General features: G+C 30.2%; 29 protein-coding genes and 1 tRNA gene. 2 read left to right on the forward strand and 28 right to left on the reverse strand.

Annotated features, from left to right (window positions below):
* Positions 1–45: 45 nt before the first annotated feature.
* The 6 genes from coaBC to dapF form a co-directional block, all read right to left on the reverse strand.
* Positions 46–1,257, reverse strand: coding sequence for a bifunctional phosphopantothenoylcysteine decarboxylase/phosphopantothenate--cysteine ligase CoaBC (coaBC, locus tag Q326_RS0102280; RefSeq protein WP_026893915.1), 1,212 nt, complete (start codon positions 1,255–1,257; stop codon positions 46–48).
* Between the two features lie 14 nt (positions 1,258–1,271).
* Positions 1,272–1,475, reverse strand: a complete 204-nt coding sequence (rpoZ, locus tag Q326_RS0102285) for a DNA-directed RNA polymerase subunit omega (protein ID WP_026893916.1) — start codon at positions 1,473–1,475, stop codon at positions 1,272–1,274.
* Positions 1,476–1,490: 15 nt separating this feature from the next.
* On the reverse strand, positions 1,491–2,087 hold the full coding sequence (gene gmk, locus Q326_RS0102290; protein ID WP_026893917.1) for a guanylate kinase: 597 nt from the start codon (positions 2,085–2,087) through the stop codon (positions 1,491–1,493).
* Positions 2,088–2,101: 14 nt separating this feature from the next.
* Positions 2,102–2,362, reverse strand: coding sequence for an extracellular matrix/biofilm regulator RemA (gene remA, locus Q326_RS0102295; protein ID WP_431188260.1), 261 nt, complete (start codon positions 2,360–2,362; stop codon positions 2,102–2,104).
* Between the two features lie 21 nt (positions 2,363–2,383).
* Entirely contained in the window at positions 2,384–3,265 is an 882-nt protein-coding gene (locus tag Q326_RS0102300; protein WP_026893919.1) for a YicC/YloC family endoribonuclease, read from the reverse strand.
* Positions 3,266–3,337: 72 nt separating this feature from the next.
* Positions 3,338–4,171, reverse strand: coding sequence for a diaminopimelate epimerase (gene dapF / locus Q326_RS0102305; protein WP_205687632.1), 834 nt, complete (start codon positions 4,169–4,171; stop codon positions 3,338–3,340).
* Positions 4,172–4,447: 276 nt separating this feature from the next.
* On the opposite strand from dapF, the gene Q326_RS0102310 reads away from it, so the two are divergent.
* Complete coding sequence (locus Q326_RS0102310; RefSeq protein ID WP_026893921.1) at positions 4,448–6,220, forward strand: Rqc2 family fibronectin-binding protein; 1,773 nt, start codon at positions 4,448–4,450, stop codon at positions 6,218–6,220.
* A 47-nt stretch (positions 6,221–6,267) separates the two neighbouring features.
* Here Q326_RS0102310 and Q326_RS0102315 read toward each other — a convergent pair whose 3' ends face one another.
* From Q326_RS0102315 to Q326_RS0102415, 21 genes are all read right to left on the reverse strand, one after another.
* Positions 6,268–7,197, reverse strand: coding sequence for a dihydroorotate dehydrogenase (locus tag Q326_RS0102315; protein ID WP_034600874.1), 930 nt, complete (start codon positions 7,195–7,197; stop codon positions 6,268–6,270).
* The gene (locus Q326_RS0102320) at positions 7,190–7,969 is read right to left on the reverse strand and encodes a dihydroorotate dehydrogenase electron transfer subunit (RefSeq protein WP_034600876.1); all 780 of its coding nucleotides are present in this window, start codon (positions 7,967–7,969) and stop codon (positions 7,190–7,192) included. Before Q326_RS0102320 ends, Q326_RS0102315 begins: the two co-directional genes overlap by 8 nt.
* Before the next feature lie 10 nt (positions 7,970–7,979).
* Positions 7,980–8,897 carry an orotidine-5'-phosphate decarboxylase gene (gene pyrF / locus Q326_RS0102325; RefSeq protein ID WP_250160292.1) on the reverse strand — a complete coding sequence of 306 codons (918 nt, stop codon included), beginning with the start codon at positions 8,895–8,897 and terminating at the stop codon, positions 7,980–7,982.
* A 65-nt stretch (positions 8,898–8,962) separates the two neighbouring features.
* The gene (locus Q326_RS0102330; RefSeq protein WP_084489498.1) at positions 8,963–10,243 is read right to left on the reverse strand and encodes a uracil-xanthine permease family protein; all 1,281 of its coding nucleotides are present in this window, start codon (positions 10,241–10,243) and stop codon (positions 8,963–8,965) included.
* Between the two features lie 80 nt (positions 10,244–10,323).
* On the reverse strand, positions 10,324–10,860 hold the full coding sequence (gene pyrR / locus Q326_RS0102335; protein WP_026893926.1) for a bifunctional pyr operon transcriptional regulator/uracil phosphoribosyltransferase PyrR: 537 nt from the start codon (positions 10,858–10,860) through the stop codon (positions 10,324–10,326).
* A 175-nt stretch (positions 10,861–11,035) separates the two neighbouring features.
* Positions 11,036–11,944 (reverse strand): RluA family pseudouridine synthase, encoded by a 909-nt coding sequence (locus Q326_RS0102340; protein WP_026893927.1) that lies wholly within the window; start codon positions 11,942–11,944, stop codon positions 11,036–11,038.
* Positions 11,945–11,958: 14 nt separating this feature from the next.
* Positions 11,959–12,408 (reverse strand): signal peptidase II, encoded by a 450-nt coding sequence (gene lspA / locus Q326_RS0102345; protein WP_026893928.1) that lies wholly within the window; start codon positions 12,406–12,408, stop codon positions 11,959–11,961.
* A gap of 182 nt (positions 12,409–12,590) precedes the next feature.
* On the reverse strand, positions 12,591–13,112 hold the full coding sequence (locus tag Q326_RS16435) for a TraR/DksA C4-type zinc finger protein (RefSeq protein WP_051531025.1): 522 nt from the start codon (positions 13,110–13,112) through the stop codon (positions 12,591–12,593).
* Positions 13,113–13,128: 16 nt separating this feature from the next.
* Positions 13,129–13,440, reverse strand: coding sequence for a DUF5665 domain-containing protein (locus Q326_RS0102355; protein WP_051531026.1), 312 nt, complete (start codon positions 13,438–13,440; stop codon positions 13,129–13,131).
* A gap of 89 nt (positions 13,441–13,529) precedes the next feature.
* The gene (gene aroF / locus Q326_RS0102360; protein WP_026893930.1) at positions 13,530–14,342 is read right to left on the reverse strand and encodes a 3-deoxy-7-phosphoheptulonate synthase; all 813 of its coding nucleotides are present in this window, start codon (positions 14,340–14,342) and stop codon (positions 13,530–13,532) included.
* A gap of 38 nt (positions 14,343–14,380) precedes the next feature.
* A complete protein-coding gene (locus tag Q326_RS0102365) occupies positions 14,381–15,112 on the reverse strand; it encodes a 5'-methylthioadenosine/adenosylhomocysteine nucleosidase (protein WP_051531027.1) in 732 nt (243 codons plus the stop codon).
* Complete coding sequence (locus Q326_RS16440; protein WP_051531028.1) at positions 15,096–15,620, reverse strand: DivIVA domain-containing protein; 525 nt, start codon at positions 15,618–15,620, stop codon at positions 15,096–15,098. Before Q326_RS16440 ends, Q326_RS0102365 begins: the two co-directional genes overlap by 17 nt.
* Before the next feature lie 18 nt (positions 15,621–15,638).
* Complete coding sequence (locus Q326_RS0102375; RefSeq protein ID WP_051531029.1) at positions 15,639–16,430, reverse strand: YlmH family RNA-binding protein; 792 nt, start codon at positions 16,428–16,430, stop codon at positions 15,639–15,641.
* A gap of 12 nt (positions 16,431–16,442) precedes the next feature.
* Positions 16,443–16,733, reverse strand: a complete 291-nt coding sequence (locus tag Q326_RS19165; protein WP_084489499.1) for a YggT family protein — start codon at positions 16,731–16,733, stop codon at positions 16,443–16,445.
* Positions 16,734–17,177: a cell division protein SepF gene (locus Q326_RS0102385; RefSeq protein ID WP_026893934.1), complete on the reverse strand. Its 444-nt coding sequence runs from the start codon at positions 17,175–17,177 to the stop codon at positions 16,734–16,736.
* A 12-nt stretch (positions 17,178–17,189) separates the two neighbouring features.
* Positions 17,190–17,885: a YggS family pyridoxal phosphate-dependent enzyme gene (locus Q326_RS0102390; protein ID WP_026893935.1), complete on the reverse strand. Its 696-nt coding sequence runs from the start codon at positions 17,883–17,885 to the stop codon at positions 17,190–17,192.
* Positions 17,886–17,898: 13 nt separating this feature from the next.
* Positions 17,899–19,185 (reverse strand): biotin/lipoyl attachment domain-containing protein, encoded by a 1,287-nt coding sequence (locus Q326_RS0102395; protein WP_026893936.1) that lies wholly within the window; start codon positions 19,183–19,185, stop codon positions 17,899–17,901.
* A gap of 150 nt (positions 19,186–19,335) precedes the next feature.
* Entirely contained in the window at positions 19,336–19,716 is a 381-nt protein-coding gene (locus Q326_RS0102400) for a hypothetical protein (RefSeq protein ID WP_026893937.1), read from the reverse strand.
* Positions 19,717–19,964: 248 nt separating this feature from the next.
* The gene (locus Q326_RS0102405) at positions 19,965–21,386 is read right to left on the reverse strand and encodes an alanine/glycine:cation symporter family protein (RefSeq protein ID WP_026893938.1); all 1,422 of its coding nucleotides are present in this window, start codon (positions 21,384–21,386) and stop codon (positions 19,965–19,967) included.
* An 88-nt stretch (positions 21,387–21,474) separates the two neighbouring features.
* Positions 21,475–22,320 carry a response regulator gene (locus tag Q326_RS0102410; protein ID WP_026893939.1) on the reverse strand — a complete coding sequence of 282 codons (846 nt, stop codon included), beginning with the start codon at positions 22,318–22,320 and terminating at the stop codon, positions 21,475–21,477.
* 3 nt (positions 22,321–22,323) lie between these two features.
* On the reverse strand, positions 22,324–23,583 hold the full coding sequence (locus tag Q326_RS0102415) for an ATP-binding protein (protein ID WP_026893940.1): 1,260 nt from the start codon (positions 23,581–23,583) through the stop codon (positions 22,324–22,326).
* 178 nt (positions 23,584–23,761) lie between these two features.
* Here Q326_RS0102415 and Q326_RS0102420 point away from each other — a divergent pair.
* Positions 23,762–23,838 (forward strand) — tRNA-Pro (locus Q326_RS0102420).
* Positions 23,839–24,505: 667 nt separating this feature from the next.
* Here Q326_RS0102420 and spoIVA read toward each other — a convergent pair.
* Positions 24,506–25,984, reverse strand: coding sequence for a stage IV sporulation protein A (gene spoIVA / locus Q326_RS0102425; RefSeq protein WP_026893941.1), 1,479 nt, complete (start codon positions 25,982–25,984; stop codon positions 24,506–24,508).
* Positions 25,985–26,210 lie beyond the last annotated feature (226 nt).

Below are 26,210 nucleotides of genomic sequence, written 5' to 3' on the forward strand. Positions count from 1 at the left end.
CTGATTGTCTTTATAACTTTATTATGAATACTTTATAAAAATCAATTATTTATCAATACCCCTCCGTTGTATTAATGTCGTAATTTTATCTACAATGACACCAGATAACTGGTCTTTACTCATTTTAGGGTGTTCTTCTATATTATCTTTGCCATCTAGAATAGTTACCACATTAGTATCTCCTCTAAAACCAGCATCTTGTTCTGCAACATTGTTGGCTACAATGAAATCAAAATTTTTCTTCTTTATTTTCCTTGTTGCGTTTTCTATAACGTCTTTGGTCTCAGCAGCAAATCCAATTATTATCTTATTCCCTTTAATTTTTCCAAATTCATATGCTATATCAGGATTTTTAACAAAAGACATTTTTAGTGTATTCTCATCTTTTTTAATTTTATGGTCACTAACAATATCTGGTCTGTAATCTAATGGTGCTGCTGCTTTTACAAGTACATCACATTCTTTAAACCTTAATTTTATAGCCTCTAGCATTTCTCTAGTAGTATTAACTCTTATAGCTTCAACTCCTTGAGGTATGTCCAAATTAGTTGGTCCAGTTACAAGGGTAACTTTAGCTCCTCTACGAGAAGCCTCTTTAGCTATCGCATACCCCATCTTTCCACTGGAATAATTAGTTAAATATCTAACTGGATCCAAGGGCTCAATTGTAGGACCAGCAGTAATTATAAATGTCTTGTCTTTAAGGTCTTGTGCCCTTTCAAAAAAATCTTTTACATAATCAACTATAATCTCTGGTTGAGGCAATTTACCTGCTCCATAATCTCCACAAGCTAATCTACCTGAGTCAGCATCTATAAATTCGTAACCGTTTTCTCTTAATTTATTTACATTTTCGTTAAAAATAGTATTATTATACATATTAGTATTCATCGCAGGGCCAAATATCACCTTTGAAGTTGTAGCCATTATAGTAGTTGTCAGCATGTCATCTGCTATTCCATTGGCAACTTTTCCAATGATATTAGCAGTTGCAGGAACTATTAAAAACAGGTCTGCCTTTTTTGCCAGTGAAATATGTTCTATATCCCATTCCACAGGCTGTTCAAACATATCTACTATAACACGATTTTGAGATATTGAGCTAAAAGTTAATGGAGTCACAAATTCCTTAGCAGACTTAGTCATAATTACATCTATATTTGCACCCATTTTTTTTAATTTACTTATTACATCTACTGCCTTATATACGGCAATTCCTCCAGTAACTCCCACTACAATGTTTTTACCTGTTAACAAATCACATCACCCCGTTATTTTATACCTGTTATTTTGGGTCTTGTATAATTCACCTTATCTTCAGCTACCTCTTTTAAAGCCAATATTACAGGTTTTGTTTCATCAACTAACTCGGTATTATGCTCTACTAACTGCCTAGCCCTTTTTGATACCATCATAATCAACGTATATCTACTATCTACTTTCTCCAATAATTCATCAATTGAAGGACTTACCATCACTATTACCTCCTACTATATTTTTTCTAATATATTTTTTTGTCTTTTAACCTTACATTTTTCTGCAATAATAATAGATTCTATTCTTCTTACAGCATTATCAACTTCATCATTTAACACTCCATAATCATATTTAAACAAATATTTTAATTCATCATAGGCACTGCTTATTCTTTCTACCAATGATTCTTGTGTTTCTGTCCCCCTATTGGTAATTCTGTTTCTTAACTCTTCCATTGATGGAGGCAATATAAATATGAACACACCATCTGGATATAAATTTTTTATCGCCAAAGCTCCCTGGATATCTATTTCCAGTAATACATCCTTCCCACTTTGTAGCTTTTCTAAAACATATTTTTTAGGCGTACCATAATAATTCCCGTATACCTTAGCATATTCTAAAAAGTCTCCATTATCAATCATCTCTTTAAAATTATCTTCATTATTAAAAATATAATTTACTCCATTTATTTCACCATCTCTAGGTTGCCTTGTGGTCATAGACACAGATATATTAATATCTTCATTTTTGTTTAATAATTCTTTACACACAGTACCCTTCCCTGCACCAGAAGGCCCAGAAACTACTATCAGTAAACCTTCTTCCATCTTAAATCTCCTTTCTATTCATTGCTATCCATTTCATTCTCTCTACTATTTAATCTATGAGCAACAGTTTCTGGCTGCACTGCCGACAATATAATATGATCACTATCAGTAATTATAACTGCTCTTGTCCTCCTACCATAAGTTGCATCCACAAGCATTCCCCTATCCCTTGCCTCTTGAATAATCCTCTTTATAGGGGCTGATTCTGGACTCACGATGGCTACTATCCTATTAGCTGATACTATGTTACCAAATCCTATATTAATTAATTTAATTCCCATGTCAATAACCTCCTTCTACTCTATATTTTGTATTTGCTCTCTTATTTTTTCTAACTCACTTTTAATTTCCACCACACTATTTGTTATCTCTAGATCTCCTACCTTGGAACCTATAGTATTTACTTCCCTATTCATTTCTTGAACAAGAAAATCTAATTTGCGTCCCACAGGCATGTCAGCATTTATGGTTTTCTTCAATTGATTTATATGACTAAACAATCTCACTATCTCTTCAGTTATATTGCTCTTATCTGCAAAATAAGCTACCTCATTGGCTAATCTAGTCTCATCAAGCTCATAAGCATCCTCTAAAAGCTCTTCTATTCTATTTTTCAATTTATTTTTATATTCTAATACAACTCCAGATGCTCTATTTTCTATGCCTTTCACTGTCTTTTCTATAATATTTGATCTATCTATTATATCATGAGCAAGCTCTTTACCTTCTTTAGCCCTCATTATATATAAATTATTTATAGCTTTCTCTACAGCTGGTTTAAGGCACATCCAAATCTCATCTTCATCTTCATCTTTTTTCTCTATTTTTAATACATCTGGAAAACTAGATAACATCTTTAATGATAAATTTTTCTCTATATTACATTCTTCACATAATTCACCCAACGCCTTTATGTAAGATTTTGCCAAATAAATATCAGGTTTTACTTCTACACCTCTATCTTCTAAATTTGTTAAATGTATATATACCTCCACTCTACCTCTATTAACTTTTTCCTTTATAAGTTTTTTAATATTTTCCTCTAAATAGCTCAAATGCTTAGGCATCTTTATTATAACATCATTATACCTATGATTAACAGATTTTATTTCTATTATAAACTGTCTAAAATCATCACTATTCTCCCCTCTACCAAAACCTGTCATACTCTTAACCATGAAAACCATCCTTCCTAAATATTATAATCAATTTTACCATAAAATACACTTATGTCAATGAATACCTAATCTTTAGTCACAGTAGTATTCGCCCTTACAAATCCTTTTTGCGGGTCCTGTCATATATAAAATATTATTCTTGTTCTCTATTTCTACCACTCCTCCTAAGAGATGTATATTTACTTTATCATTAGTGCCATATAATTTTGATGATATTACAGCTGTTGCAGTAGCTCCAGTACCACAGGCCAATGTCTGACCTACACCCCTTTCCCACGTTAACACTTCTATATTATTATCATCTATTATTTTGCAAAAATTTACATTTATGCCTTCTGGAAACAGTTCATGCCTCTCAATTTTAGGTCCGATATCCTTTATATCTAAATCCTCTATATTGTCTATAAAAATCACTCCATGCACACTACCCATAACAAAAACAGATATTCTATAATCTATTCCATCTATCTCTATTTTTTCATTTATAAAGTTGTCTTTATCAGTATTAATCGGCACAGACTTACTATTGAAATCAGGACTCCCCATATTTACCCTTACTTTATGTACTAAATCATTATTTATAAAAACCTTTACTTTCATTATTCCTGCTAATGTTTCCACTGTAAAACTTTTGTTTATAACTATATTATTGTCAAATATATACTTTGCAAAACATCTTATACCGTTACCACACATAGGGGCCTCTGTTCCATCTCCATTATAAAAGACCATTTTTATGTCTGCAACTTGAGAACTACAAACTATCATCATTCCATCTGCTCCAACACCAAAATGCCTGTCACATACCTTTTTAGCTAACAGATTATAATTTGGTAATTCCCCGTCTATTCCATTGAAAATAATAAAGTCATTTCCTGCTCCTTCAAGCTTCTCAAAATTAATCATTTATAAAAAACCTCCATCTTTATTAATAGAGTCAAAATCCAATATTAAGTATATTATATTATATTATACTTATATGATTAAGCCCTTATTTAGATAAAAGAAATATTTATTTGAATACCTTAAATAATCAGCCTACTATATTCATTTTGCAATATTATTATATATCATATGAAATTAACTTAAAGGATATGGTTAAATTATAATTACATTTACTTTAAAGTCTATTATTTTAATGTTATACTTTAGAATGAATATTAAATTTTGGAGGAATATTATATGTCATTAGATGGAATTGTAATAAAATCATTAGTACACGAGTTCAACAACACAATTTTAAATGGAAAAATAGATAAAATTTATCAACCTGAAAAAGATGAATTGCTTATAAATATAAGAAATAAGGGTAATAACTATAGACTACTCATCTCTTCCAGTAGTAATAACCCAAGGATATATCTTACAGATAAGTCTAAGCCTAATCCCATAACTCCTCCCATGTTCTGTATGCTTTTAAGAAAGCATCTGCAAGGAGGTAAGATAACAAAAATATTTCAATATAAAATGGAACGTATTTTAATGATGGATGTACAGTCTCTTGATGAACTGGGAGTATTATGTGAAAAAAGACTGGTTATAGAAATAATGGGTAGACATAGTAATATAATAGTAATAGACAAAGAATCCTTTACAATACTAGATACAATAAAGAGAATAAGTCATGATGTAAGTGCTGTCAGACTAGTTCTTCCTGGCATTAAATATAAATTTCCCCCTGCCCAAAATAAAAAGAATCCATTGGAAACCACTGACACAGAATTCTATGAATTATTTAAAACTATAAATTCAGGCATATTAACTTACAAGTTTATTTATACACATTTCATGGGCATAAGTCCCCTCTCAGCTAAAGAAATATGTGAACGAGCGAGTATAGACCCAAATAGTCATATAGGTGAGCTTAATCATTTACAAAAGGATGCCTTATACAATTCGTTTTGTAATTTAATGCAAGACGTTAAGCAAAATATTTTCAACCCTACCATTATATGGGATAAAAATAAGATTATTGGATTTTCTTCTATAGATTTAACCCAATATAAAAATTATAAAAAGACTAATTATAAATCTATGAGCAAAATATTAGAAGAATTTTATGATAAAAGAGATAAATTGGATAGATTACACCAAAAAACTACTGACCTACGAAAAGTGATTCATAATAAGTTAGAAAGAAATCAAAAAAAATTATCAAAACAAATAAAGGAACTACAGAATGCTAAAAATAGAGAAAAATACAAAGTATTTGGTGAACTCATAACAGCAAATATATACAAATTAAATAAAGGAGATACTGAACTTGAAGCTATTAATTTTTATAGTGAAAATCAAGATACTATAAAAATTAAACTTGATAAAAGACTAACTCCTGCCCAAAATGCTCAAAAATATTTTAAAAGATATAATAAACTAAAGACAGCTTACACGATGGTAAGCAAGCAAATAAAAAAGACAAAATCAGAAATAGATTATTTAGAAAATATATTAGTCAGTATTGAAAATTCAACAGAAATAAATGATATTGATGAAATTAAAGAGGAATTAAGGGACGAAGGCATATTAAAGCAAAGAAAATCTTTCTCAAAGAAGAAAAAAAAGAAATCTTCTTCCAGTCCTCATCATTTTCTTTCCTCTGATGGATACCATATTTATGTAGGAAAAAATAATAAGCAAAATGACTATCTTACTTTAAAATTGGCAGATAAAAATGATCTATGGTTTCATACTAAAGATATCCCAGGATCCCATGTTGTCTTGAAAAATCCTGGGAAAAATACACCTGAATCTACATTATTAGATGCAGCACTATTAGCTGCATATTACAGTAAAGCTAGGCTTTCTAGTAATGTTCCAGTCGACTATACCCAAAAAAAACATGTCAGAAAGCCCAATGGAGCCAAACCAGGTATGGTTATATATGACAATAATTCAACCCTTTATGTTACTCCAAGAGAAGATTTGATTAGCAACATAGAGCTTCTTAAACCTTAAAAAAGTTAGTAGTTCGTAGTTGATGGAAAAATGAAAAATCCCTTTAACTACGAACTATATATCTCCAATTTTCCAATAATCTCTGATACATCTTTTATGTTATTTTTTTGCATATATTTTTTCAATTCTACTAATAATTCCACAGTCAATCTTGGATTTACTAAATTTCCAGTTCCTATAGCCACTGCACTGGCACCCGCAAGTAAAAACTCTATAACGTCAGTAATATTCATTATGCCTCCCATGCCTATTATTGGAATTTTCACAACTTGGGCTACCTCCCACACCATTCTCAATGCTATAGGTTTTATAGCTGGACCTGATAATCCCCCCACATTATTTCTCAATATTGGTTTTTTAGTTTTTATATCTATTGCCATTCCCAATAATGTATTTATAAGACTTAGACCATCTGCTCCTGCTTTTTCAGCCATTAATGCTATTTCTTTTATGTCTGTCACATTGGGAGACAATTTCACTATCAAAGGCTTTTCGGTACTATCTCTAACCGACTTTGTAATCCTATATACCATATCCTTATCTGTGCCAAAAGCAACCCCTCCCCGTTTAACATTAGGACAAGATATATTCATCTCTATGGCATCACATCTACTCTTATCAATTCGTGCTGCCATTTCACAATATTCTTCTATAGTGTTTCCTGATATATTAGCTATAATCGTAATATTCTTGTCCTTTAAATAAGGAAGTTCTTTATCTATAAAATATTCTACTCCAGGATTTTCTAATCCCACACTATTTAACATCCCTCCAACAGTCTCCGCTATTCTAGGAGATTTATTCCCCTTTCTAGGTTTAAGAGTCAATCCCTTAACTGAAATAGCACCTATATTAGCTATGTCCATAAACTCTTCGTATTCTCTCCCAAATCCAAATGTCCCCGAAGCTGTAATAATAGGATTTTCTATTATTAGTCTCCCAATATTTGTATTCAGATTTATATCTCTATTATCCATTTAATTTCACCTCATTACCCCAAAATACTGGCCCATCTTTACATACCTTTTTCATTTCACCATTAGCAGTTTCTATAGAACAACCTAAACATGCTCCAAATCCACAAGCCATTCTCTCTTCTAAGGATATTTGACATGGAATATTAAATTTATTTGATATATCTATTATTTCATTGAGCATTGGATTAGGACCACAGCTATATATTAAATCTATATTATTTTTTGTTAAAAATTTTATAAATACTTCAGTAATAAATCCTTTATATCCAACTTCTTCATCCTTCATAGATGATATATATATTTTTTTACAATGTTCTCTTATCTCATTCATATAGGGTTTATCATTAAATCCTAAAAATACACTGATATTGTTTTTTTTACTCAGTATTCTAGATAGATATAATAATGGAGCTACCCCTATACCTCCCCCCACAATAGCAATATTTTTTCCTTCATTATTTATATCAAATCCATTACCTAAAGGTCCCATTACATTTAATTTTTGACCATCTCGAAAAGATTTCATTATACCCGTTCCTTTTCCTATTACTTTATAATACAGTTTTATAATACCCTTTTCTTTGTCTATATCATTTATACTGATAGGTCTTCTAAGAAGAGGGTCTAAGCCCAACCCCTCACTAACTTTTATCTGTATAAACTGACCTGGTGTACATTTTTTTACTATATACTTACTTAATAATTCCATCACATAGATATCTTCTACCACAAGCTCATTTTTTAATATAATACAATCTTCTATATATTTCATATCAAATCACCTACCATAATAACTTTCCATGTTTTTTTAAGGTCCTATTTATATTATCTCTCATTTGTATTGTCTCCTCTAATATAGCTTTATAACATTCTTCATCTTTATATATACCCTTGTACTTTTCCTTCTTATGAGCAGTAATTATTCCCCTTGAGGAATTTACTACGGCTCCTAAGCCATCTTTATTAAAGGCCCCCACCACATCTTCTCCAGTACCTCCTTGTGCTCCATATCCTGGAACAAGAAAATAACTCTTACTCATTATCTTTCTTAATTTCTCCATCTCTTTAGGATACGTGGCTCCAACTACTGCTCCCATAGAGCTATACCCATATTTTCCCACACATTCATTTCCCCATCTATCTATATGTTCGCCCACTATTTCATATATGGTCTTTTTATTTGATATTATATCTTGAATATCTATAGCCGATTTATTAGATGTTCGTGCCAATATAAATACTCCTTTTTCTCTTTCATCCATATATTTAATGAAAGGAGCTATGGAGTCGATCCCTAGATATGGATTTAATGTCACAGCATCTACATTTACATACCCACCCCCAAAATAGGCATTTGCATAAGCTTCTGCTGTGGAACCAATATCACCTCTTTTAATATCTGCAATTATTATTAAATCCTTGGACTTCCCATATTCAACAGTCTCCTTGAAAACCTTAAATCCTTCAATTCCATAGGCCTCATAAAAAGCTATTTGTGGTTTTATACAAGACACAAAAGGTGCCACAGTATCTATAATTCCTTTATTAAATTCCAATATGGCTGCCATATTCCCCTCTAAGTCTTGTTCATATTTATTCTTAATAAAATCTGGTACATATTCTATTTTAGTATCTATCCCTACTATGCAGTGAGACCTTTTTTCTTTTATCTTATTTATAAGATTATCTATAAATATCATTATATTTCCTCCTTTTACGCATATTAAAGGAGTAGCAAATAAATATACTACTCCTGTTACTTTTATTAGGCATTCTCTGGCAATATTTTATTAACTACAATTCCTATAATAGCCGCCAAACTTAATCCAACTATCTGTATATTATCAGTTATTTGAATACCTATTATACCATCAAATGCTCCCATTTGCTGTTTCAATTTTATAAATTCAGTTCCTATACCTGCAACCAATATAAAAGATGCCACTATAAGATTTCTATTGCTAGAAAAATCAACTTCAGAGTCACTTAGAGTCCTAAGTCCAACACTGGCAATCATACCAAATAATATTAAACTTACTCCTCCCATTACGGGCACTGGTATAGTCTGTAAAACTGCTCCCAATTTACCTATAAAACTAATCCCTATAGCTATACATGCCGCAAGTCTCAATATTGATGGATTATAATTTTTGGTTACTGCAAGGACACTGGTATTCTCTCCATAGGTAGTATTTGCAGGCCCTCCTATAAATCCAGCCATAATAGTCGCAAGACCATCTCCTAATAATGTTCTATGAAGCCCAGGATCTTTGAAAAAATTCTTTCCTACTACAGCTCCATTAGTTGTTATATCTCCTATATGTTCCATAAATACTGCTAAAACTATAGGCGCTATTATTGCTATAGCTCCCAAATCAAACTTAGGCAATGTAAACTCTGGCATACTCAAAACCTTAGCTTCAATTATAGGTGTATAATCTACTATGCCAATTATTGCTGAAAATATATATCCCACTACTACACCACATAATATTGGAATAACTTTGAAAAATCCCTTTCCAAATATGGACACAATAACAACTGTCGCCAACACAACAAATGCAACCATCCAATTTGCAGAAGCCATCTCTATAGCTGTGGGACTTAAAATAAGCCCTATTACGACGATCATCGGACCTGTTACTATAGGTGGGAAAAAACTTGTTATTTTCTCAGGACCAAATACTTTTATCAATAGAGATAATGTCAAATACAAAGCCCCTGCTGTAACAATTCCACCTTGTGCATACCTTAAATCACCAAACTTATTTGCCACTGCCACAATTACTGGTATAAATGCAAAACTAGAACCTAAAAATACTGGCACCTTTCCTCCAGTTACTAAGTGGAATAACAAAGTCCCTAGACCTGCCGAAAACAATGCAACAGCAGGATTAAATCCAGTCAATATAGGTACTAATACTGTAGCACCAAACATGGCTATTACATGTTGTATACCCAATATACCTTTTCTACTAATTTCTGTTAAATTCCCTGTATCCATTTCATTCGTTACCTTCTTTGATGAAAATATTTTTTCTGACATAAAAATTCCTCCTTTATTTTTTTAAGGAGGGAGAATAATCTCCCCTTTTCAGCCTCGCAGGACTGATTTAAAAGGTGCTTCTATATTTCATTTATTATTACTTTGTTAGCATCATCAATGTTATCAAATTTCACACTTACTATTTCACTTTTTGATGTAGGTACATTTTTTCCTATAAAATCTGGCCTAATAGGCAATTCCCTATGTCCTCTATCTATTAAAACTGCAAATTGTATCTTTTTTGGTCTGCCTGCATCCATTATAGCATCTAAGGCTGCCCTTGCAGTTCTACCCGTATATAATACATCATCTACTAAAACTATAATTTTATTAGTAACATCATAATTAAAACCTTTTTTATCTACTATGGGCCTATCATTAATCTCACTGAGATCATCTCTATAGAGGGTTATATCTAAAGTTAGAACTGGAACTTCTTTTCTTTCTATCATATTTATCTTTTTAGCAAGTCTTTCGGCAAAGGGTATTCCTCTAGTTTTTATACCTACCAATACCAAGTCCTCAGTTCCCTTATTATTCTCTAATATTTCATGGGCTATTCTAGTAGTAGCTCTATTCATAGCACTTTCATCCATTATTATCGCCTTTGTTTTCATTTTATCACCTCCAAAAATAAAAGACCTCATCAGAGATTGATAAGGTCTTAAAATAATCAGACATAGTCCTTCAAAGCTAGATCCTAACCCTTATCAACCTCTCGTGTTAATTTAAAGGGTACTATTCATATTTATTAGATTATATCATATCAAATTATCTATGTCCATACATTTTTTACTTTCTTAATATATTTAATATCCTCATAAAATCATTAGGTAATTCAGAATCGAATTCCATATATTCTTCATTTCTAGGATGGATAAATCCAATTATTTTTGCATGTAATAGTTGTCCCTTCAAATTATATTTTTCATTCTTTCTTCCATATACAGGGTCACCCACAACAGGATGGGATATATAAGACATATGTACTCTTATTTGATGTGTCCTTCCAGTCTCAAGCTTAGCCTCAATCAATGTATAATCTCCAAATCTTTTCAATACCTTAAAATGAGTTATTGCATCTCTGCTATTTCTATGGACTACAGCCATTTTTTTTCTATCTACAGGATGCCTGCCTATTGGAGCATTTATTGTTCCACTATCTTCTCTTATATTTCCATTTACTAAGGCCCAATACCTTCTGTTTATAGAATGTTCCTTTAATTGTTCTGATAATCCCATATGGGAAAAATTATTCTTTGCCACCATTAATAAACCTGTTGTATCTTTATCTATTCTATGTACTATACCTGGCCTTATTATACCATTTATGGAAGAAAGACTTTTCAAATGATATAATAGTGCATTTACTAAAGTACCACTATAATTACCAGGTGCAGGATGTACAACCATACCTCTAGGTTTATTAACTACAGCCAAATCTTTATCTTCATATACAATATCTATATCTATATCCTCTGGTAAAACCTCTAATTTTTTAGGTTTAGGTAATCTTATTTCTATTTTATCTCCTTCACATATTTTGTATTTAGCCTTTATATTTGAGCCATTTACAGTAATATATTCTTTTTTTATAAGTCTCTGTATGTAGGATCTTGAAACTTCATCAAGTTCCTTTGCCAGATACGCATCTATCCTTCCTTCTGCCTCTTCATCTACAATCATTTCTATAAGGTCCATTGTATCAGCTCCATCTAGTATTCATATCTATCAGATAATATAAGATATGCAATAATTACAGTACCTATAACAATAAAGCTATCAGCAATATTAAATACAGGATAATCATATATATTACCAAATTTAATATCTATAAAATCTATTACATAGCCTAATCTAACCCTATCTATCAAGTTTCCTACAGCTCCTCCTATCACCATAAAAAGAGCAGTTCTCATAGTTGTTGTAAAATTTCTCTTTGTAATTAAAAATATTGCAGCCACTAAAATAATAAATGTAATAATTATAAAAAACCATTGTTTATTCTGCATTATGCCAAATGCAGCACCATAATTTTTAACATAGCTAACCTGAAAATAATTTTCAATTATTATTATAGGTAGCCTCTCCTGTAATACATTTACAATCATCAATTTTGTCATCTGATCAAACAATATTATTACTATTGATATTATTATTCCCATTTTACATTTCTCCTTACATTTTTCGTTACATGTTATATTTTAATTCAAAATGACTTTAGTTACAACAATAAAATAGAATAAGTTTAATATCACAATAAAAAAAGAACCATCTCACATATATTTATATGTTCCCTCAATGGCTCTTTATATAACTATGGTCTAAATATATAAAAGTTACATTTTTAATCATATAATCTCTTATCATAGTTTTCCTTTGATATACTATCTATAGTTTCCATATAGTCTATTTCTTTGTCATCGTATATTCCTAAATCATCTGCTAATCTAGCCTTAGGATTTATAGACTTTTGTCTATCCACTATATCCCTATCATTTGATTCATTTAAATTTTGATGACACTCTACACAGTGTTTAGTATAAGGAATCATTTTTAATCTTTCTATAGAGATTTCTCTTCCACATTTATTACATACTCCATAATCACCATTTTCTATTTTGTCTAATGCCTCTTCTATATGTTTTAAAATAAATATTTCATTATTTTTAAAGTTTAAATTTTGTTCTTCCATAAAAGTCTCTGTAGCTATATCTGCTGGGTGATTATCATAAACAGAAATTTCACCCATAGACTCTTTAAAAGAACCTTCGTAAATCTTACCATCTATTCTATTTATTGTATCTATTATATCTCTTTTTTCTTGATATAGTAAATCTTTAAAATATTCTAGTGAATTTTTATCCATATACTCCCTCCATTAATTATAGATTTTCTCTAACTATTTTTACTATTTCAGCTATAAAATCTCCAATTAGCGGCAAATTCCATGTTATCATACGCTGCATTATATATAGTGTAAATGCACCTAAAATTGTAAAACCAATGGCCATTCCAAATCCTCTCGCCAATCCCGCTATAAAATTAATATATATCAATCTCCATTTATTATTCATAATATCTACATATTCTGCGATTTTAGTTTTTTCTAATTTTATAGCTATATCTTCAATTTTTTTATCTATTCCTTTATCATTTTCTTTCATAATATCCCCTTCCACTTTAATATTATTCATATTATAATTTTACCCCTTTATGCAATCAATTTTCACCTTTTTATATAAAAATTGACTTGCATTAGATACAAGTCAATTTGTTTTTACAACTATTCTAATTCATTCATATATTTTTTTAAAATATCTACTTGATTTATAAGTTCATTCATCATACTAAAATCTAAAGACTGAAAACCATCAGACAATGCATTATCTGGACTGGGATGCACTTCAACCATAATTCCATCAGCAGAAACTACCACAGAAGCCCTTGCCATAGTAGCAACCAACTCTCGCATTCCTGTTCCATGACTTGGGTCTACAATTATAGGCAATTTACTCAAAGATTTTACTATGGGAACTACAGTTAAGTCCAATGTATTTCTAGTATAATTTTCAAACGTTCTTATACCTCTTTCACATAATATTATATTGTCGTTTCCTTCTAATGCTATGTATTCAGCAGCCATAAGCCATTCGTTTACTGTAGCAGTCATACCTCTCTTTAACATAACAGGCTTATCTACATTTCCAAGTTCTTTAAGCAAACTGTAGTTTTGCATATTTCTTGACCCAACTTGATATACATCTACTAGGTCATATGCCCTTTCTACGTCCCTCGGATCCATTATCTCTGATATAACTTTCATATTATATTTTTTGCCTACATCTCTTAAATACTTTAATCCTTGAAAACCCAATCCTTGAAAACTATAAGGAGATGTTCTAGGTTTAAACGCCCCTCCTCTTAAAACATTTACTCCCAACTTATTTAAAAATTTAGCTGTAGCTTCTAGCTGTTCATAGTTTTCCACTGCACAGGGACCAGCTATAATAGTAAATTCTCCATCTCCTATTTTCACTCCATTTCCTAGATCTATCACCTTTTTTTTATTACTACTACTTACAAGCTTAATGTCCACATAAACTCCTCCATTTTATACAATAACTCCAAATCAAGCTAAATCTCCTTTAACATCTTTTCTACTATATCAGCAGAATTTCTTGCAGCCATGTCCACAAAATCATTAAAATTAACATCGGCAGAGCCATCTGCTTTATCTGACATAGCTCGTAAAATAACAAAGGGCACATTATTTATATGGCAAGTATGACCTATAGCAGCTCCTTCCATCTCTACACAATACCCTTCAAATTCTTTCCATAGCATATCTTTCTTGTTAGCACTAGCTACAAATTCATCTCCAGATAAAATCCTACCTACAAATATATTATGATCTAAGACTTCCTCTTCACTGATTTTTTTTGCAATATCTATTAGCATCCTATTCCCTTTAAATTTATATGTTTCTAGTCTTGGGATTTCTCCAAGTTTATATCCAAAACTAGTTACATCAAAGTCATGTTCTACTACATCCTCAGATATAACTATGTCTCCAATCTCCAGACCATCAAAAATAGCCCCAGCTACACCTATATTAATAATATATTCGGCATTGAATTTAGTTATCAAAACTTGAGTACACGCAGCGGCATTAACCTTTCCTATACCACATCTTACTAATACAATATTTTTTTCTGCAAGTCTTCCATAGTAAAATTCCATATTGGCCGCCATATATGTCTTTTTTAATTCCATCTTATCCTTCAGTATCTGTATCTCTTCGTCCATAGCTCCAATAATACCAACTATATTTTTAGTGTCAAAATCTATATTAAGATTCTTCATCATTCTCCCCTCCAACAATTACTTCTTCTGTATTTAATATATCATTAAAGTCCCCTTCAGCCCTTAATTCATCATAGTATTCGTCAAAAGTATCCAATTGAGACTTCAAAAGAGTTCTAAATCTTGTCTTAAATACAATAATATCTTTTTTTATTTCTTCATATTTTCTTTGAATCTTCACTACCTCATCATGGGCATTTTCAATTATTTTTCTTGCTTCTATTTCAGCCTCTTTTATAATTTGATCTGCCTTGTTCTTGCTATTTATATTTACATCCTCAGCAGTTCTTTGTGCCACTACCAATGTATTTTGCAATGTTTCTTCTATGTCATTATAATGTTTAATCTGATCATTTAGCATTGCTACTTTTTCCTTTAATTCTTTATTTTCATTATAAGTCTTTTCATAATCAGTAATTATTTCATCCAAAAAACTGTCTACTTCAGGCTCTTTATATCCCCTAAAACCCTTTTCAAATTCCTTGTTTTGAATATCAAGGGGTGTTAGCATAATATACACCTCCAAAATTTAAATATAACTTTTTATAGCTACTCTTATTCTATCCTTTTTTGTATTACCTAAAACTTCTTTTAATAATATTCTTCCCTTACCTTTGACAGATATGATATCTCCTTCTTTTACTTCATAAGAAGATTGACTTATAGGTTGCCAATTAACTTTAACCTTTCCCTGCTTTATAATATTACTACTTTGCGTTCTAGATACTTTATACCCAGCACTTAACAAGTTATCTAATCTTAAAGATGCTATAGTAGACATTATAATACGAAATTCTTCTTTAGAATTAACTATATCACTTGGTAATATCTCCGAACAATCTACACTTTCCTTTCCTATTGCCTTTAAACTTAATATTATAAAATCTTTTATATCTTTATCTACTATTATTTGTCCAAAATCATCATGGACAATAATATCTCCAATCTTTTCTCTTTTTATCCCTAATCCCATCAATGCTCCTAGATAATCTCTATGGCTTACATCATTAAATTTAAAGTTCCCATCTATTCTAATTACTGAAATATATCTTTCTATATACTCTCTAGATATATAATCTGGATAAATTATTATACTCTTTCTTTCTGCCTCTAAATAACCTCCATCTTCATGATACTTCATATCATAAAATCGGTTTAAAAAAGAATAACAGATTTTTCTCTGATAAGGATCAAGAAAATCTGTATTCTCAATAACATGATTATTCAAAACCTGTTCTATCTTGTCTAGAACCCTTCGTGCCATAAATAATTGGCTCTTATCATTAATATGTTCAATATACTTAAGTTTATCAATTATCATAATTTCACCACATCAAAATAATATAGTCCTTATAATATCTAATGTAAGAAAAGCTAATATAGGAGAAAAGTCAAACATACCAGTATTTATTCCCAGTTTATATATGAGGGTCCTAAAGGGCATAAGTAACGGTTCCGTTATTTGGTACAAAAATCTCAAAATTGGATTCCTTAAATCTCTTATAATGAACGATACAAAAATTCTAGCTATAATTAAAAGTTTCAATATATATATAAATAAGTCCACTGCTCTTATCAATATTAGTCTATTAAATATCAACTCAATTCTCACCTCTTGTTTCATTTATTTCCAGTTAAATATACCCTTAGTCTTTATCTCTTCTTTGATTCTTCCATCTATTTCCACATTACTTGGAGCCAATACAAATATATCCTTAGTTATTTTTTGAATGGTTCCTTCTAAAGCATATACTGCTCCATTCATAAAATCAAAAACCTTTCTCTTTACTTCAGATTCTAAATTCTGCAAATTAATAACTACAGGTTTTCTACTTTTTAGATCCTCTACTATCTTTGTAGTATCTTCATATCTTGATGGTTGATGTATAGCTAATCTTATATTGGTATTAGTGTGTATATTAACTATTTTCTTATCTTTTATTCTTTTTTCTGATATAGAGTCAATATCTTCGGGTACATTAGAATAAGTATCTTCAAACTCTTCATCCAAATCATCCAAACCAATAAAATATTTCACTTTGTTCATTAATTTTGACTTATTTGACATTTTCCATCCCCCTTAATATATTCTTTCCCCAAATAAGGCTGTCCCTATTCTAACCATATTTGCTCCTTCTTCAATGGCTATTTCATAATCGTTGGTCATCCCCATAGACAAATACTTCATTTCTACTCCCTTATAATCCTTCTTTTCAACCTCTTGAGATAATTCTCTAAGCTGTTTAAAGACACCTCTTACATCTTCTGGATCTTCAGCATAAGGAGCTATAGTCATGAGGCCCTTTATATTTATTCTGTCATATTCTAATAAAGATTCTATAAATGTTATTACTTCTCCTTCTTTTAATCCAAATTTACTTTCTTCTTCTGCAATATTAACTTGTATCAACGCATTTATTGATGTATCTTCTTTCTTACATCTCTTTTGTAATTCTTTAGCTAAAGACAATCTATCTAAAGAATGGATTAAGTCAACTTTTTCAACTATATACTTTACCTTATTGGTTTGAAGATGCCCTATAAGATGAAGAACACTATCATCATCTTCCCTTATAGTATCATATTTCTTTTGTATTTCTTGTACTCGGTTTTCTCCAATATTTTTTATTCCCAGTTCCAATGCATCTCTAACTACATCCTCATTGACAGTCTTGGTAACTCCTATTAATGTAATATCCTCTGGTTTTCTCCCAGCTCGTCTAGCTGCATTATTTATATTTTCTAACACTTGCTCAAAGTTTTTTTGTAAATCCACAAATAAAACCTCCTTAATTAACTACATCCATTTCTCTTACTTCATCACTATCGATAATTATTTGATCATATAAAAGTAATGTTTGTATCTTATCAACCTCACCTTCAGTTTTTTCCTTTATTATATATCCTTCTTTCACTATAGCATATTTATCATCTTCTGCAACAATCTCTATAGGCCTAAATTTAATCAAATTACTTACATTTTTTGTGTAAACACCTTTAATTCCATTGCGATGGTCTATAGCACTATTGGGTACCTTTAACCCTTGAGAACGGTTCAAAATTATGGTCACATCCATGTATCTTTTATCATAATAATCATTGAATTCTTCATTAAACTTAAATATAACTACCATATGATCCTTCCCATTATTAACTTTTACTACCTTGCCTTTTATAGGTTTTTTTTCAGTTCCAAAACTAATTAAAAAACTCTTTTTAGTCTCTATATCCTTTTCGTATTCATTATCAATCTTAACCATCAAATACCATTCATAATTATTTATAATTTTATATATAGGATGTCCATATTTAACAGTTTCTATAGTACTATTGTCTATGGCATCTCCTTCTATATAATTAAATTTATCTGGGGTTATGTCTAATATCCCTTGAGGAGTATATATATTCTCCAGACCGTCTATCTTATAGCTAATAACTCCTGGTATCTGAGAATAATAAATATCTTGGGTATCATTCAACTTTTTCAACAGATTTTCTTTCTCTTTAGATAATCTATTTATAGTTTCTTTCACTATACCCTTCTCACCGGTCAATTTCATTTGTTTATCTGATTTTACTGCAAGTATACTCTTTAGTTCAGATAATTTATCATACTCTTCATTTATAGTTGAATCCCTTATTTCTTCAACTATACCAGAGATATCATTGGTATTTTTACTGATGTCTCTTTTAAATAATTTTTTAGATATATTGCCTTCCTTTAATTTTTCTATTTTATTATCAATACTTTCTATCCTTTTCTCTAAACCATCATCATGTAAGGACTGAACTATGCTTGATATCTTTATCCCTGCCCCTGCCCTTTGTCCTTCATCAATATATCTTTCTATACTACCTGCTATTTGAGATTTATATACCTTTTCATCTCTTACAATTATTCCTTTAGTTTTAACCAATTTTTCAATGGTGCCATAGTCCAAGGTCATAGTATCAGAATTAGACGCATATAACACAGGTATAAATCTAAACCCCATATATACCATTACTATAAAAATCATTATCATCCTTATTTTCTTTCTACGATGCCGTTTTTTTTTCCTATCTATTTTTGTCATATATATCACCATAATATAATATTTTATAATAAATATTTCACACTTATTAAACTATATATACATTACTACTATAAAAATATCAATTATAAAATCTACTCACTTAATATATTTCTTCATCAACATTTATTTCCCTTTTTTATTTGTAACTTTTCAAAAAAATCTACCATATTTACTTACTAATTTAACTTTTTTTATTCTATTGACTTTTAATTTCTCAATTTTATCACTATGGGTTACTATAATCAATGAATTGTCCTTTTTAATAGCACCTATAACAATTCCATAAAAGTTTTTATCTCCAAATAAAGTTACCTTTACTTCATCCCCAGTTTTCATTCTTATGCCACCTAATAAAAACTCTTTTAAATCTGTTTTATCTATATGATCCTGTGTAACCGCTTTTTTATCTATAAGTATTATATTTTTTGAAAGGTAAAGTTTTTCTTTAATAACTACAAAAACGTATCCACATAAACTTACAACTAACAACATTATAAAAATTATTTCTATATAATAAATAATTTCAAACATAAACACCACTGCTCCTTAAACTATTATACTATATCATAGTTTTTAGTATAACATAAAAGATGTATATAGAAAATATTTAAATAGCTATAATGTCCTATGGCTGCCAAAATATAATAGTCTATAAAATAAGGGGCTATATGTATATGTATAATTAATATACATTACATATAACCCCTTTATAATAATTATATTATTTATTTCAAACTATTATGATACATCTTTACATTAATTTATCTATAAACTTTTAACTATCCCAAATAATCACTTGTTACAGTAGACTTACTCCTTACCTTTTCTTCTTTATTACTCAATCCAGAGTCATATTCCTTAACCATCTTAAAAACCAATGGACTAAGAGCCAATAACCCTATTAAATTTGGCAGAGCCATTAGTCCATTAAACATATCCGATATACTCCAAACTGTTTCTAAAGAAGTTATAGCTCCTACAAAAGTCAATATTACCCACGCCCATTTATAAATCTCTGTAGATTTTAATCCTCCTATATATTCCATGCATTTAGAACCATAATAATACCATCCAAGTATAGTGGAAAATGAAAAAAAGATTAGCCCAATAGCTATTATATAACCGCCTATACCAGGAAGTAATGTATCAAATGCTGTAGTTGTCAATTTAGCTCCGTCTAAATTGCCTTCTATTAACATAATGCCTGATTTTTTCATATTTACCAGCCCTGAAGTCAATATAACTAATGCTGTTATTGTACATACTAATATAGTATCAATAAATGCCCCTAATGAAGCAATAAAGCCTTCAGTAACTGGATTTTCATTTTTAGAAGCTGCATGGGCTATAGGTGCACTACCTAACCCTGCTTCATTTGAAAATACACCTCTAGCTACACCGAATCTAATCACACTACCAATTAATCCTCCGCTTACTGCTGTTCCAGTAAATGCGTTTTGAAAAATCAATTTAAATGCTATTGGCAACATCTCAACATTGCTTAATATTGCTACAATTGCACCTCCAATATATAAGATAGACATAGCAGGGACTATCTTTTCTGTTACCTTTCCTATATTTTTTATACCACCTATAATTACTAATGCAGTAAATACAGCTATGATAATGCCAGTTATGAATGGTTTAATTCCAAATGTTAACTCCACAGACTCTGAGACAGCGTTTGCCTGTACCATATTTCCTATACCAAAAGAAGCTATAAGACCAAATAATGCAAATAACCATCCCAACCATTCTACATTAATTCCATATCTATCTTTTATTCCTCTTCCTATATAATACATAGGTCCACCAGATTTTTCTCCTTTATCATTAGTAATTCTATACTTTATAGCAAGCAATCCTTCAGAAAATTTCGTAGCTCCTCCAAATGCTCCACTTACCCACATCCAAAATATAGCACCAGGTCCTCCCAATGCTATTGCCGAAGCAACACCAACAATATTTCCTGTACCTATTGTCGCTGCCAGTGATGTCATAAGGGCTTGAAAAGAACTTATATCACCTTCACTTTTCTCGTCCTTAGAAAAAACATATTTAATAGCATCACCTAATTTTCTGAACTGAACAAGCTTTGTACCAAAACTTAAATAAATACCTGTACCTACTAATAATACTACTGTAGCAGGGCCCCAAACTACTTTTGCCCCTTTAGCAAAAAAATGTGCAAAAAAGTCCATATTTTTACCTCCCTAATTTTTAAATCAATTAGAGTATAAAATATAGGCTTCAAAAAACTACAAATTGCTTAATATATTCTGAAAATTTCTAATTGTTTATATTTTCACAATATAGGATTAATCCCTTTATGAACTTCATTATATTTACAGACCCTCCTCTATTAACTTTTCCCCGTATATAATCCATTTCCTTCTTAACCTGCTCAAATTTAAATAGGCTACTGGAATATTCAACAAATATTTCATTCATATAGTCTTCAACACCCAAATTGGCTATATTAGACATGGCTATAGCAATAGTCCTTCTCATCCTCTGCTCCATAGATTTTGGATTTTTTGAAAATTCCTTACAAAGCCCTCTTAAGGTTACTCTAGTAAAATTCAAATTATTTTCTACAATGTATCTGCATATGTCAATTATATCTTTGCTGCCCTTTTCTCCAATTATACCCAACCTCATAAGTACATTCTTAATACATTGTTCACAAAATTCTTCAGACTTTTCCTCTCTATTTAAATCCTTCTTTCTTTGAAATATAAATTGTAGCTCATCTATTACTCTATCTATCTTTATTCTTTCCTGTACCTTTTTTATAATACTCTCTACTTCCAAAGCATTAACCGGTTTATATATATAATATTCAACGCCATACTTGTAAGCCCTACCAACCATATCCTTTGACGATACTTGTGAAATCATTATAAATTCCATCTGTGGAAAAACCTTTTTTAGATCTCTTACTATTGTTATACCATCCATTCCAGGCATTAAAAGGTCTACAATAACCAAATCAGGATTTAATTCTACAATTTTTTCATATCCCTTTTCTCCATCGATGTCTTCACCTATTACTGTACCTAAATCTCTATCATTAATAATTTTCTTAATTATCCTAATTACATTTTTGTCGTCATCTAGTATGAAAATTTTCATTTATTATTCCTCCAATTCTGATTTTGGAATAGATAATTTAAATATTGTGCCTCTGCCCTTTGTTGAAGTAACGTATATATTACCACTTAAATGGATTTCAACTATATCTTTTACAAGGCTTAATCCCAATCCCCTATTAACTTCTCCAGTGGAATAATCAATCTTAGTTGAATATCCTGGAGAAAAAATATTAGATAACTCATCTCCACTTACACCACAACCAGTATCTTTGATTTTAAATATATGGACATTATTATCTATTTCATGTGTAAAAACAATATTGCCCTTATCTTCAATTGCATCTATAGAATTCATAATAATATTCCTAAATATAGACATTAAATAGTAATGTTTCTCTGTATAGAAATCTCCACTAAATTGGAAATTCATTTCTATATTCTTTTTCCTATATCTTATTTCTCCTTCCATACTTTCTTTGAGAATCAATAATAATTCATGGAAATACATTCCACTATCATCAGATTTATTGACAATTATTTCTTCTATACCTCTAACTACCAAGCCATACTCTTTTTTTATTTCATGAACATCCTTTGATATCTCCAAAGATCTATTTCCCCAACTCTCTTTTTCCTCATCATTTAGAATCTTTATAAATAATTCATAACAATTAGACATCACTTTTTCTATATTCTCCATATTTTTCTCCATCCAATATACCTCTGTCTTAAGTCTTGAAGTTAACCAGAGAAGCTTTTTATATCTTTTTTCATGCTCCTCTTTTATTAAAAACATCCTATAGTATTTAAAACCTATAATTATTAATATAGCTAATCCACTTCTTATAAATGCTACAATTAATAGTGATTTTAATATATTCAAGTTATCAGCAAAAATATTCCTTCCAACACGAATAAATACTTCAAAACTATTACATAAAAAGTCGTTTGCCAAAAATATAAAAAACATTTGGTTCATGGATATTGAACCCAAAAAATATTTTATTACAAAAAAAAATATTCCATAAAGAATATAAAATGAAACCTCTGGAAAAAAAAGTACTAGACCCTCTTCAACCCCTCCTCCACTTAAAATGAAAGCTAAAAGTCTAAAGAAATAAAGACCTACTCCTGAATATATACCTAAAAAAATAGAGTTTATATCCCTATATACATATATTAGGACAGGAAATAAAACACCTGCAAAAGAAAATCTAAAATTTGATATGCTGAAATTCACATATAGACTTGATGCTAATCCAACTAAAATTATTATTGAAACTAAATTTTTTCTTTTGTACATTCATACCACCTTCAATATTAATTTTGAAGTTATAGTCTATTTTATATATTAATTATACCATTTATGTGTATACAAGTGAATTAATGACATATTTTTAACACAAAACATAAAAAACTTAAAAATAATATTTGCAAAAGATTAAATTTTAATGTATAATGTACTTTGTTCAATAGATTATCGGGATGTAGCGCAGCATGGTAGCGCACAAGTCTGGGGGACTTGGGGTCGCTGGTTCAAGTCCAGTCATCCCGACCATTTTTTATTTTTGTATACACTTGTAAGCTTGCAAAATAGCCATTCTTGATTTTGCTTTTTCTATACATTAGACTATCTTTTGCTAAAAGTGGCACGAATGGCACGCAAAAAAGCTCTAGTTAATTCTAGGGCTTTTTATTTTGTTTTAAAACCGTATATGCAAAATCCACCTATATATAATGTAGGAATTTCTTCGACAAACACATAATTGATAAAAAAGGAGACATACCCTGATTTTATTTAGGGTATGTCTTTATGCTTATAGTCCTCATAGGTAATGTATAAACCATTACGATGCAGTAACTATCTCAATGTACAAAAATACCAACTCTACTTTTTTCTCTTAAACTTATTCGACATAATAATAAAAAATCCTTCTAAATATAATAAATTTCTTTAATACAATAACTTTAATATCAAAAATCTAATTGTTGTCGACCTCCAGGTTTTTTTGCACTACTGTAGGTCGACGACAAAATTGCAAATCTTACTTTCATTAATATTATTCTAGATATATATTATAAAACCTTTTAAAATTATATTATTGAGTAATTATTCAATCCTTTGTTTATCGTATTCTTATAATTTATCCAATAAAAATAGAAAATCAGTAACTATTTCTAAACAATTTCTATATAACAAAAAGCAGCCTATTATTAGGCCGCTTTTAAATTATTATACATATTAATCCTCCACTACCATCGTTAACTATCCTTTGTAAAGTCTTCCTCATTTTTCTTCTTGCATCTTCAGGCATCATGTTTAATTTACCCTCTAATTGTTCTTGAACTAAATCGTTTAAAGATTTTCCAAACATATTTGATTGCCATATCTTAGTAGGATCACTTTCAAAATCTTCCAATAAATGCTTGACTAACTGCTCACTTTGTTTTTCTGTTCCAATCACCGGTGATACCTCGGTATTTATATCTACTCTCATTATATGGAGTGATGGAGCATTTGCTTTAAGTTTAACTCCAAATCTATTACCTTCTTTAAAGGTTTCTGGCTCTAATAATTCTAGCTCTTCTATAGTTGGTGGAACTAAACCATATCCAAAGTTCTTTACATCTTCCAATGCTCCTTCTATTCTATCATACTGCTCTTTTGCCTTAGCTAATTTTGATATTAGTGTCATCAACTGATGTTCACCTTTTATATCATATCCTGTTGTATCACTTATTACATCATATAAAAGATGGTCTTCAACTAGCATATTTAAGTCTACTATACCCTCTCCCAAATTGATTTCTTTGCAGATAGTTTCATTTATTACTTCACTTTCGGTTAATTCTTCTATTCCAGTATCTATATCACTTATTCTATAAATTAGTCCTAACTTCTCACGAATAGACTTCAATATATCTTTTCTTATCCAGTGATCTTTATATAACCCTTCAATCCAGCCAGGTAAAGAGATATTTATTTCCTTAACTGGAAACTCAAATAATATTTTTTCTAATATACTATTTATATCTTCCATAGACATATTCATACAGTCAACAGGGATTACTGGCACTCCATATCTTTCTGTAAGATTTTCTTTAAGGGCAATTGTGCTTTCTCCTTTAGGCTTTTTAGAATTTAATAACACTACAAATGGCTTATCTAATTCCTTTAACTCTTCTACTACTCTTTCTTCTGCTTTAACATAATTAGGTCTTTCTATGTCAGTAATACTTCCATCTGTTGTAACTACAACTCCTATAGTGGAATGATCAGTTATTACCTTTCTTGTGCCTATCTCCGCAGCTTCTTCAAAAGGTATTTCCTTTTCAAACCAAGGAGTATTGACCATTCTAGGCATATTGTTTTCTTCATGCCCCAATACACCTTTAACTAAATACCCTACACAATCCACCATTCGAATCTTTAACTTTGCATTTTCCCTTATTATAATTTCTACTGCTTCATTGGGAACAAATTTGGGTTCAGTAGTTGTTATTGTCTTTCCCATACCACTTTGAGGTAGTTCATCTTTAGCTCTCTCTCTTTGATATGTATTCTCTATATTGGGTATAACTAATAAATCCATGAACCTTTTTATAAATGTTGATTTCCCTGTTCTAACAGGTCCTACTACTCCAAGATAGATGTCTCCATTGGTCCTCTCTGATATATCTCTGTATATATCGAAATTATCCATTTTTTACCCTCCCTTATTCTTTTTAATATATGTCCACATCAAATACTTTTTCTCTATAATTTTATATATACTCTTAACAGTATATATATATGAATATCTTTAAATAATATTCTTATGAGCAATAAAAAAAAGTTAGTAGTTAACGGTTAGTAGCTAGTAATTTAATGATGAAATTCATAGGATTTCTACCATCAACTACTAAACACTAACTAATATCTACTAACTT

The sequence above is a fragment of the Clostridiisalibacter paucivorans DSM 22131 genome (genome assembly GCF_000620125.1).
Classification (GTDB): domain Bacteria; phylum Bacillota; class Clostridia; order Tissierellales; family Clostridiisalibacteraceae; genus Clostridiisalibacter; species Clostridiisalibacter paucivorans.

What these genes read in the sequence shown, in the direction of transcription:
- Q326_RS0102375 (WP_051531029.1), bottom strand. Translation starts at nt 16,430, where the DNA reads ATGATAATTGATAAACTTAAGTATATTGAACATATTAATGATAAGAGC.
- Q326_RS19165 (WP_084489499.1), bottom strand. Translation starts at nt 16,733, where the DNA reads ATGAAACAAGAGGTGAGAATTGAGTTGATATTTAATAGACTAATATTG.
- pyrR (WP_026893926.1), bottom strand. Translation starts at nt 10,860, where the DNA reads ATGAAAACAAAGGCGATAATAATGGATGAAAGTGCTATGAATAGAGCT.
- spoIVA (WP_026893941.1), bottom strand. Translation starts at nt 25,984, where the DNA reads ATGGATAATTTCGATATATACAGAGATATATCAGAGAGGACCAATGGA.
- Q326_RS0102395 (WP_026893936.1), bottom strand. Translation starts at nt 19,185, where the DNA reads ATGACAAAAATAGATAGGAAAAAAAAACGGCATCGTAGAAAGAAAATA.
- Q326_RS0102365 (WP_051531027.1), bottom strand. Translation starts at nt 15,112, where the DNA reads ATGATGAAGAATCTTAATATAGATTTTGACACTAAAAATATAGTTGGT.
- Q326_RS0102300 (WP_026893919.1), bottom strand. Translation starts at nt 3,265, where the DNA reads ATGGTTAAGAGTATGACAGGTTTTGGTAGAGGGGAGAATAGTGATGAT.
- Q326_RS0102355 (WP_051531026.1), bottom strand. Translation starts at nt 13,440, where the DNA reads ATGAATAATATTAAAGTGGAAGGGGATATTATGAAAGAAAATGATAAA.
- Q326_RS0102340 (WP_026893927.1), bottom strand. Translation starts at nt 11,944, where the DNA reads ATGGACCTTATAGAAATGATTGTAGATGAAGAGGCAGAAGGAAGGATA.
- Q326_RS0102415 (WP_026893940.1), bottom strand. Translation starts at nt 23,583, where the DNA reads ATGTACAAAAGAAAAAATTTAGTTTCAATAATAATTTTAGTTGGATTA.
- Q326_RS0102410 (WP_026893939.1), bottom strand. Translation starts at nt 22,320, where the DNA reads ATGAAAATTTTCATACTAGATGACGACAAAAATGTAATTAGGATAATT.
- Q326_RS0102385 (WP_026893934.1), bottom strand. Translation starts at nt 17,177, where the DNA reads ATGTCAAATAAGTCAAAATTAATGAACAAAGTGAAATATTTTATTGGT.
- Q326_RS0102330 (WP_084489498.1), bottom strand. Translation starts at nt 10,243, where the DNA reads ATGTCAGAAAAAATATTTTCATCAAAGAAGGTAACGAATGAAATGGAT.
- Q326_RS0102315 (WP_034600874.1), bottom strand. Translation starts at nt 7,197, where the DNA reads ATGGATAATAGAGATATAAATCTGAATACAAATATTGGGAGACTAATA.
- pyrF (WP_250160292.1), bottom strand. Translation starts at nt 8,897, where the DNA reads ATGATATTTATAGATAATCTTATAAATAAGATAAAAGAAAAAAGGTCT.
- lspA (WP_026893928.1), bottom strand. Translation starts at nt 12,408, where the DNA reads ATGGGAATAATAATATCAATAGTAATAATATTGTTTGATCAGATGACA.
- dapF (WP_205687632.1), bottom strand. Translation starts at nt 4,171, where the DNA reads ATGATTAATTTTGAGAAGCTTGAAGGAGCAGGAAATGACTTTATTATT.
- gmk (WP_026893917.1), bottom strand. Translation starts at nt 2,087, where the DNA reads ATGGAAGAAGGTTTACTGATAGTAGTTTCTGGGCCTTCTGGTGCAGGG.
- Q326_RS16435 (WP_051531025.1), bottom strand. Translation starts at nt 13,112, where the DNA reads ATGGATAAAAATTCACTAGAATATTTTAAAGATTTACTATATCAAGAA.
- Q326_RS0102405 (WP_026893938.1), bottom strand. Translation starts at nt 21,386, where the DNA reads ATGGACTTTTTTGCACATTTTTTTGCTAAAGGGGCAAAAGTAGTTTGG.
- Q326_RS0102400 (WP_026893937.1), bottom strand. Translation starts at nt 19,716, where the DNA reads ATGTTTGAAATTATTTATTATATAGAAATAATTTTTATAATGTTGTTA.
- rpoZ (WP_026893916.1), bottom strand. Translation starts at nt 1,475, where the DNA reads ATGGTAAGTCCTTCAATTGATGAATTATTGGAGAAAGTAGATAGTAGA.
- Q326_RS16440 (WP_051531028.1), bottom strand. Translation starts at nt 15,620, where the DNA reads ATGCTAACACCCCTTGATATTCAAAACAAGGAATTTGAAAAGGGTTTT.
- Q326_RS0102320 (WP_034600876.1), bottom strand. Translation starts at nt 7,969, where the DNA reads ATGAAATATATAGAAGATTGTATTATATTAAAAAATGAGCTTGTGGTA.
- Q326_RS0102310 (WP_026893921.1), top strand. Translation starts at nt 4,448, where the DNA reads ATGTCATTAGATGGAATTGTAATAAAATCATTAGTACACGAGTTCAAC.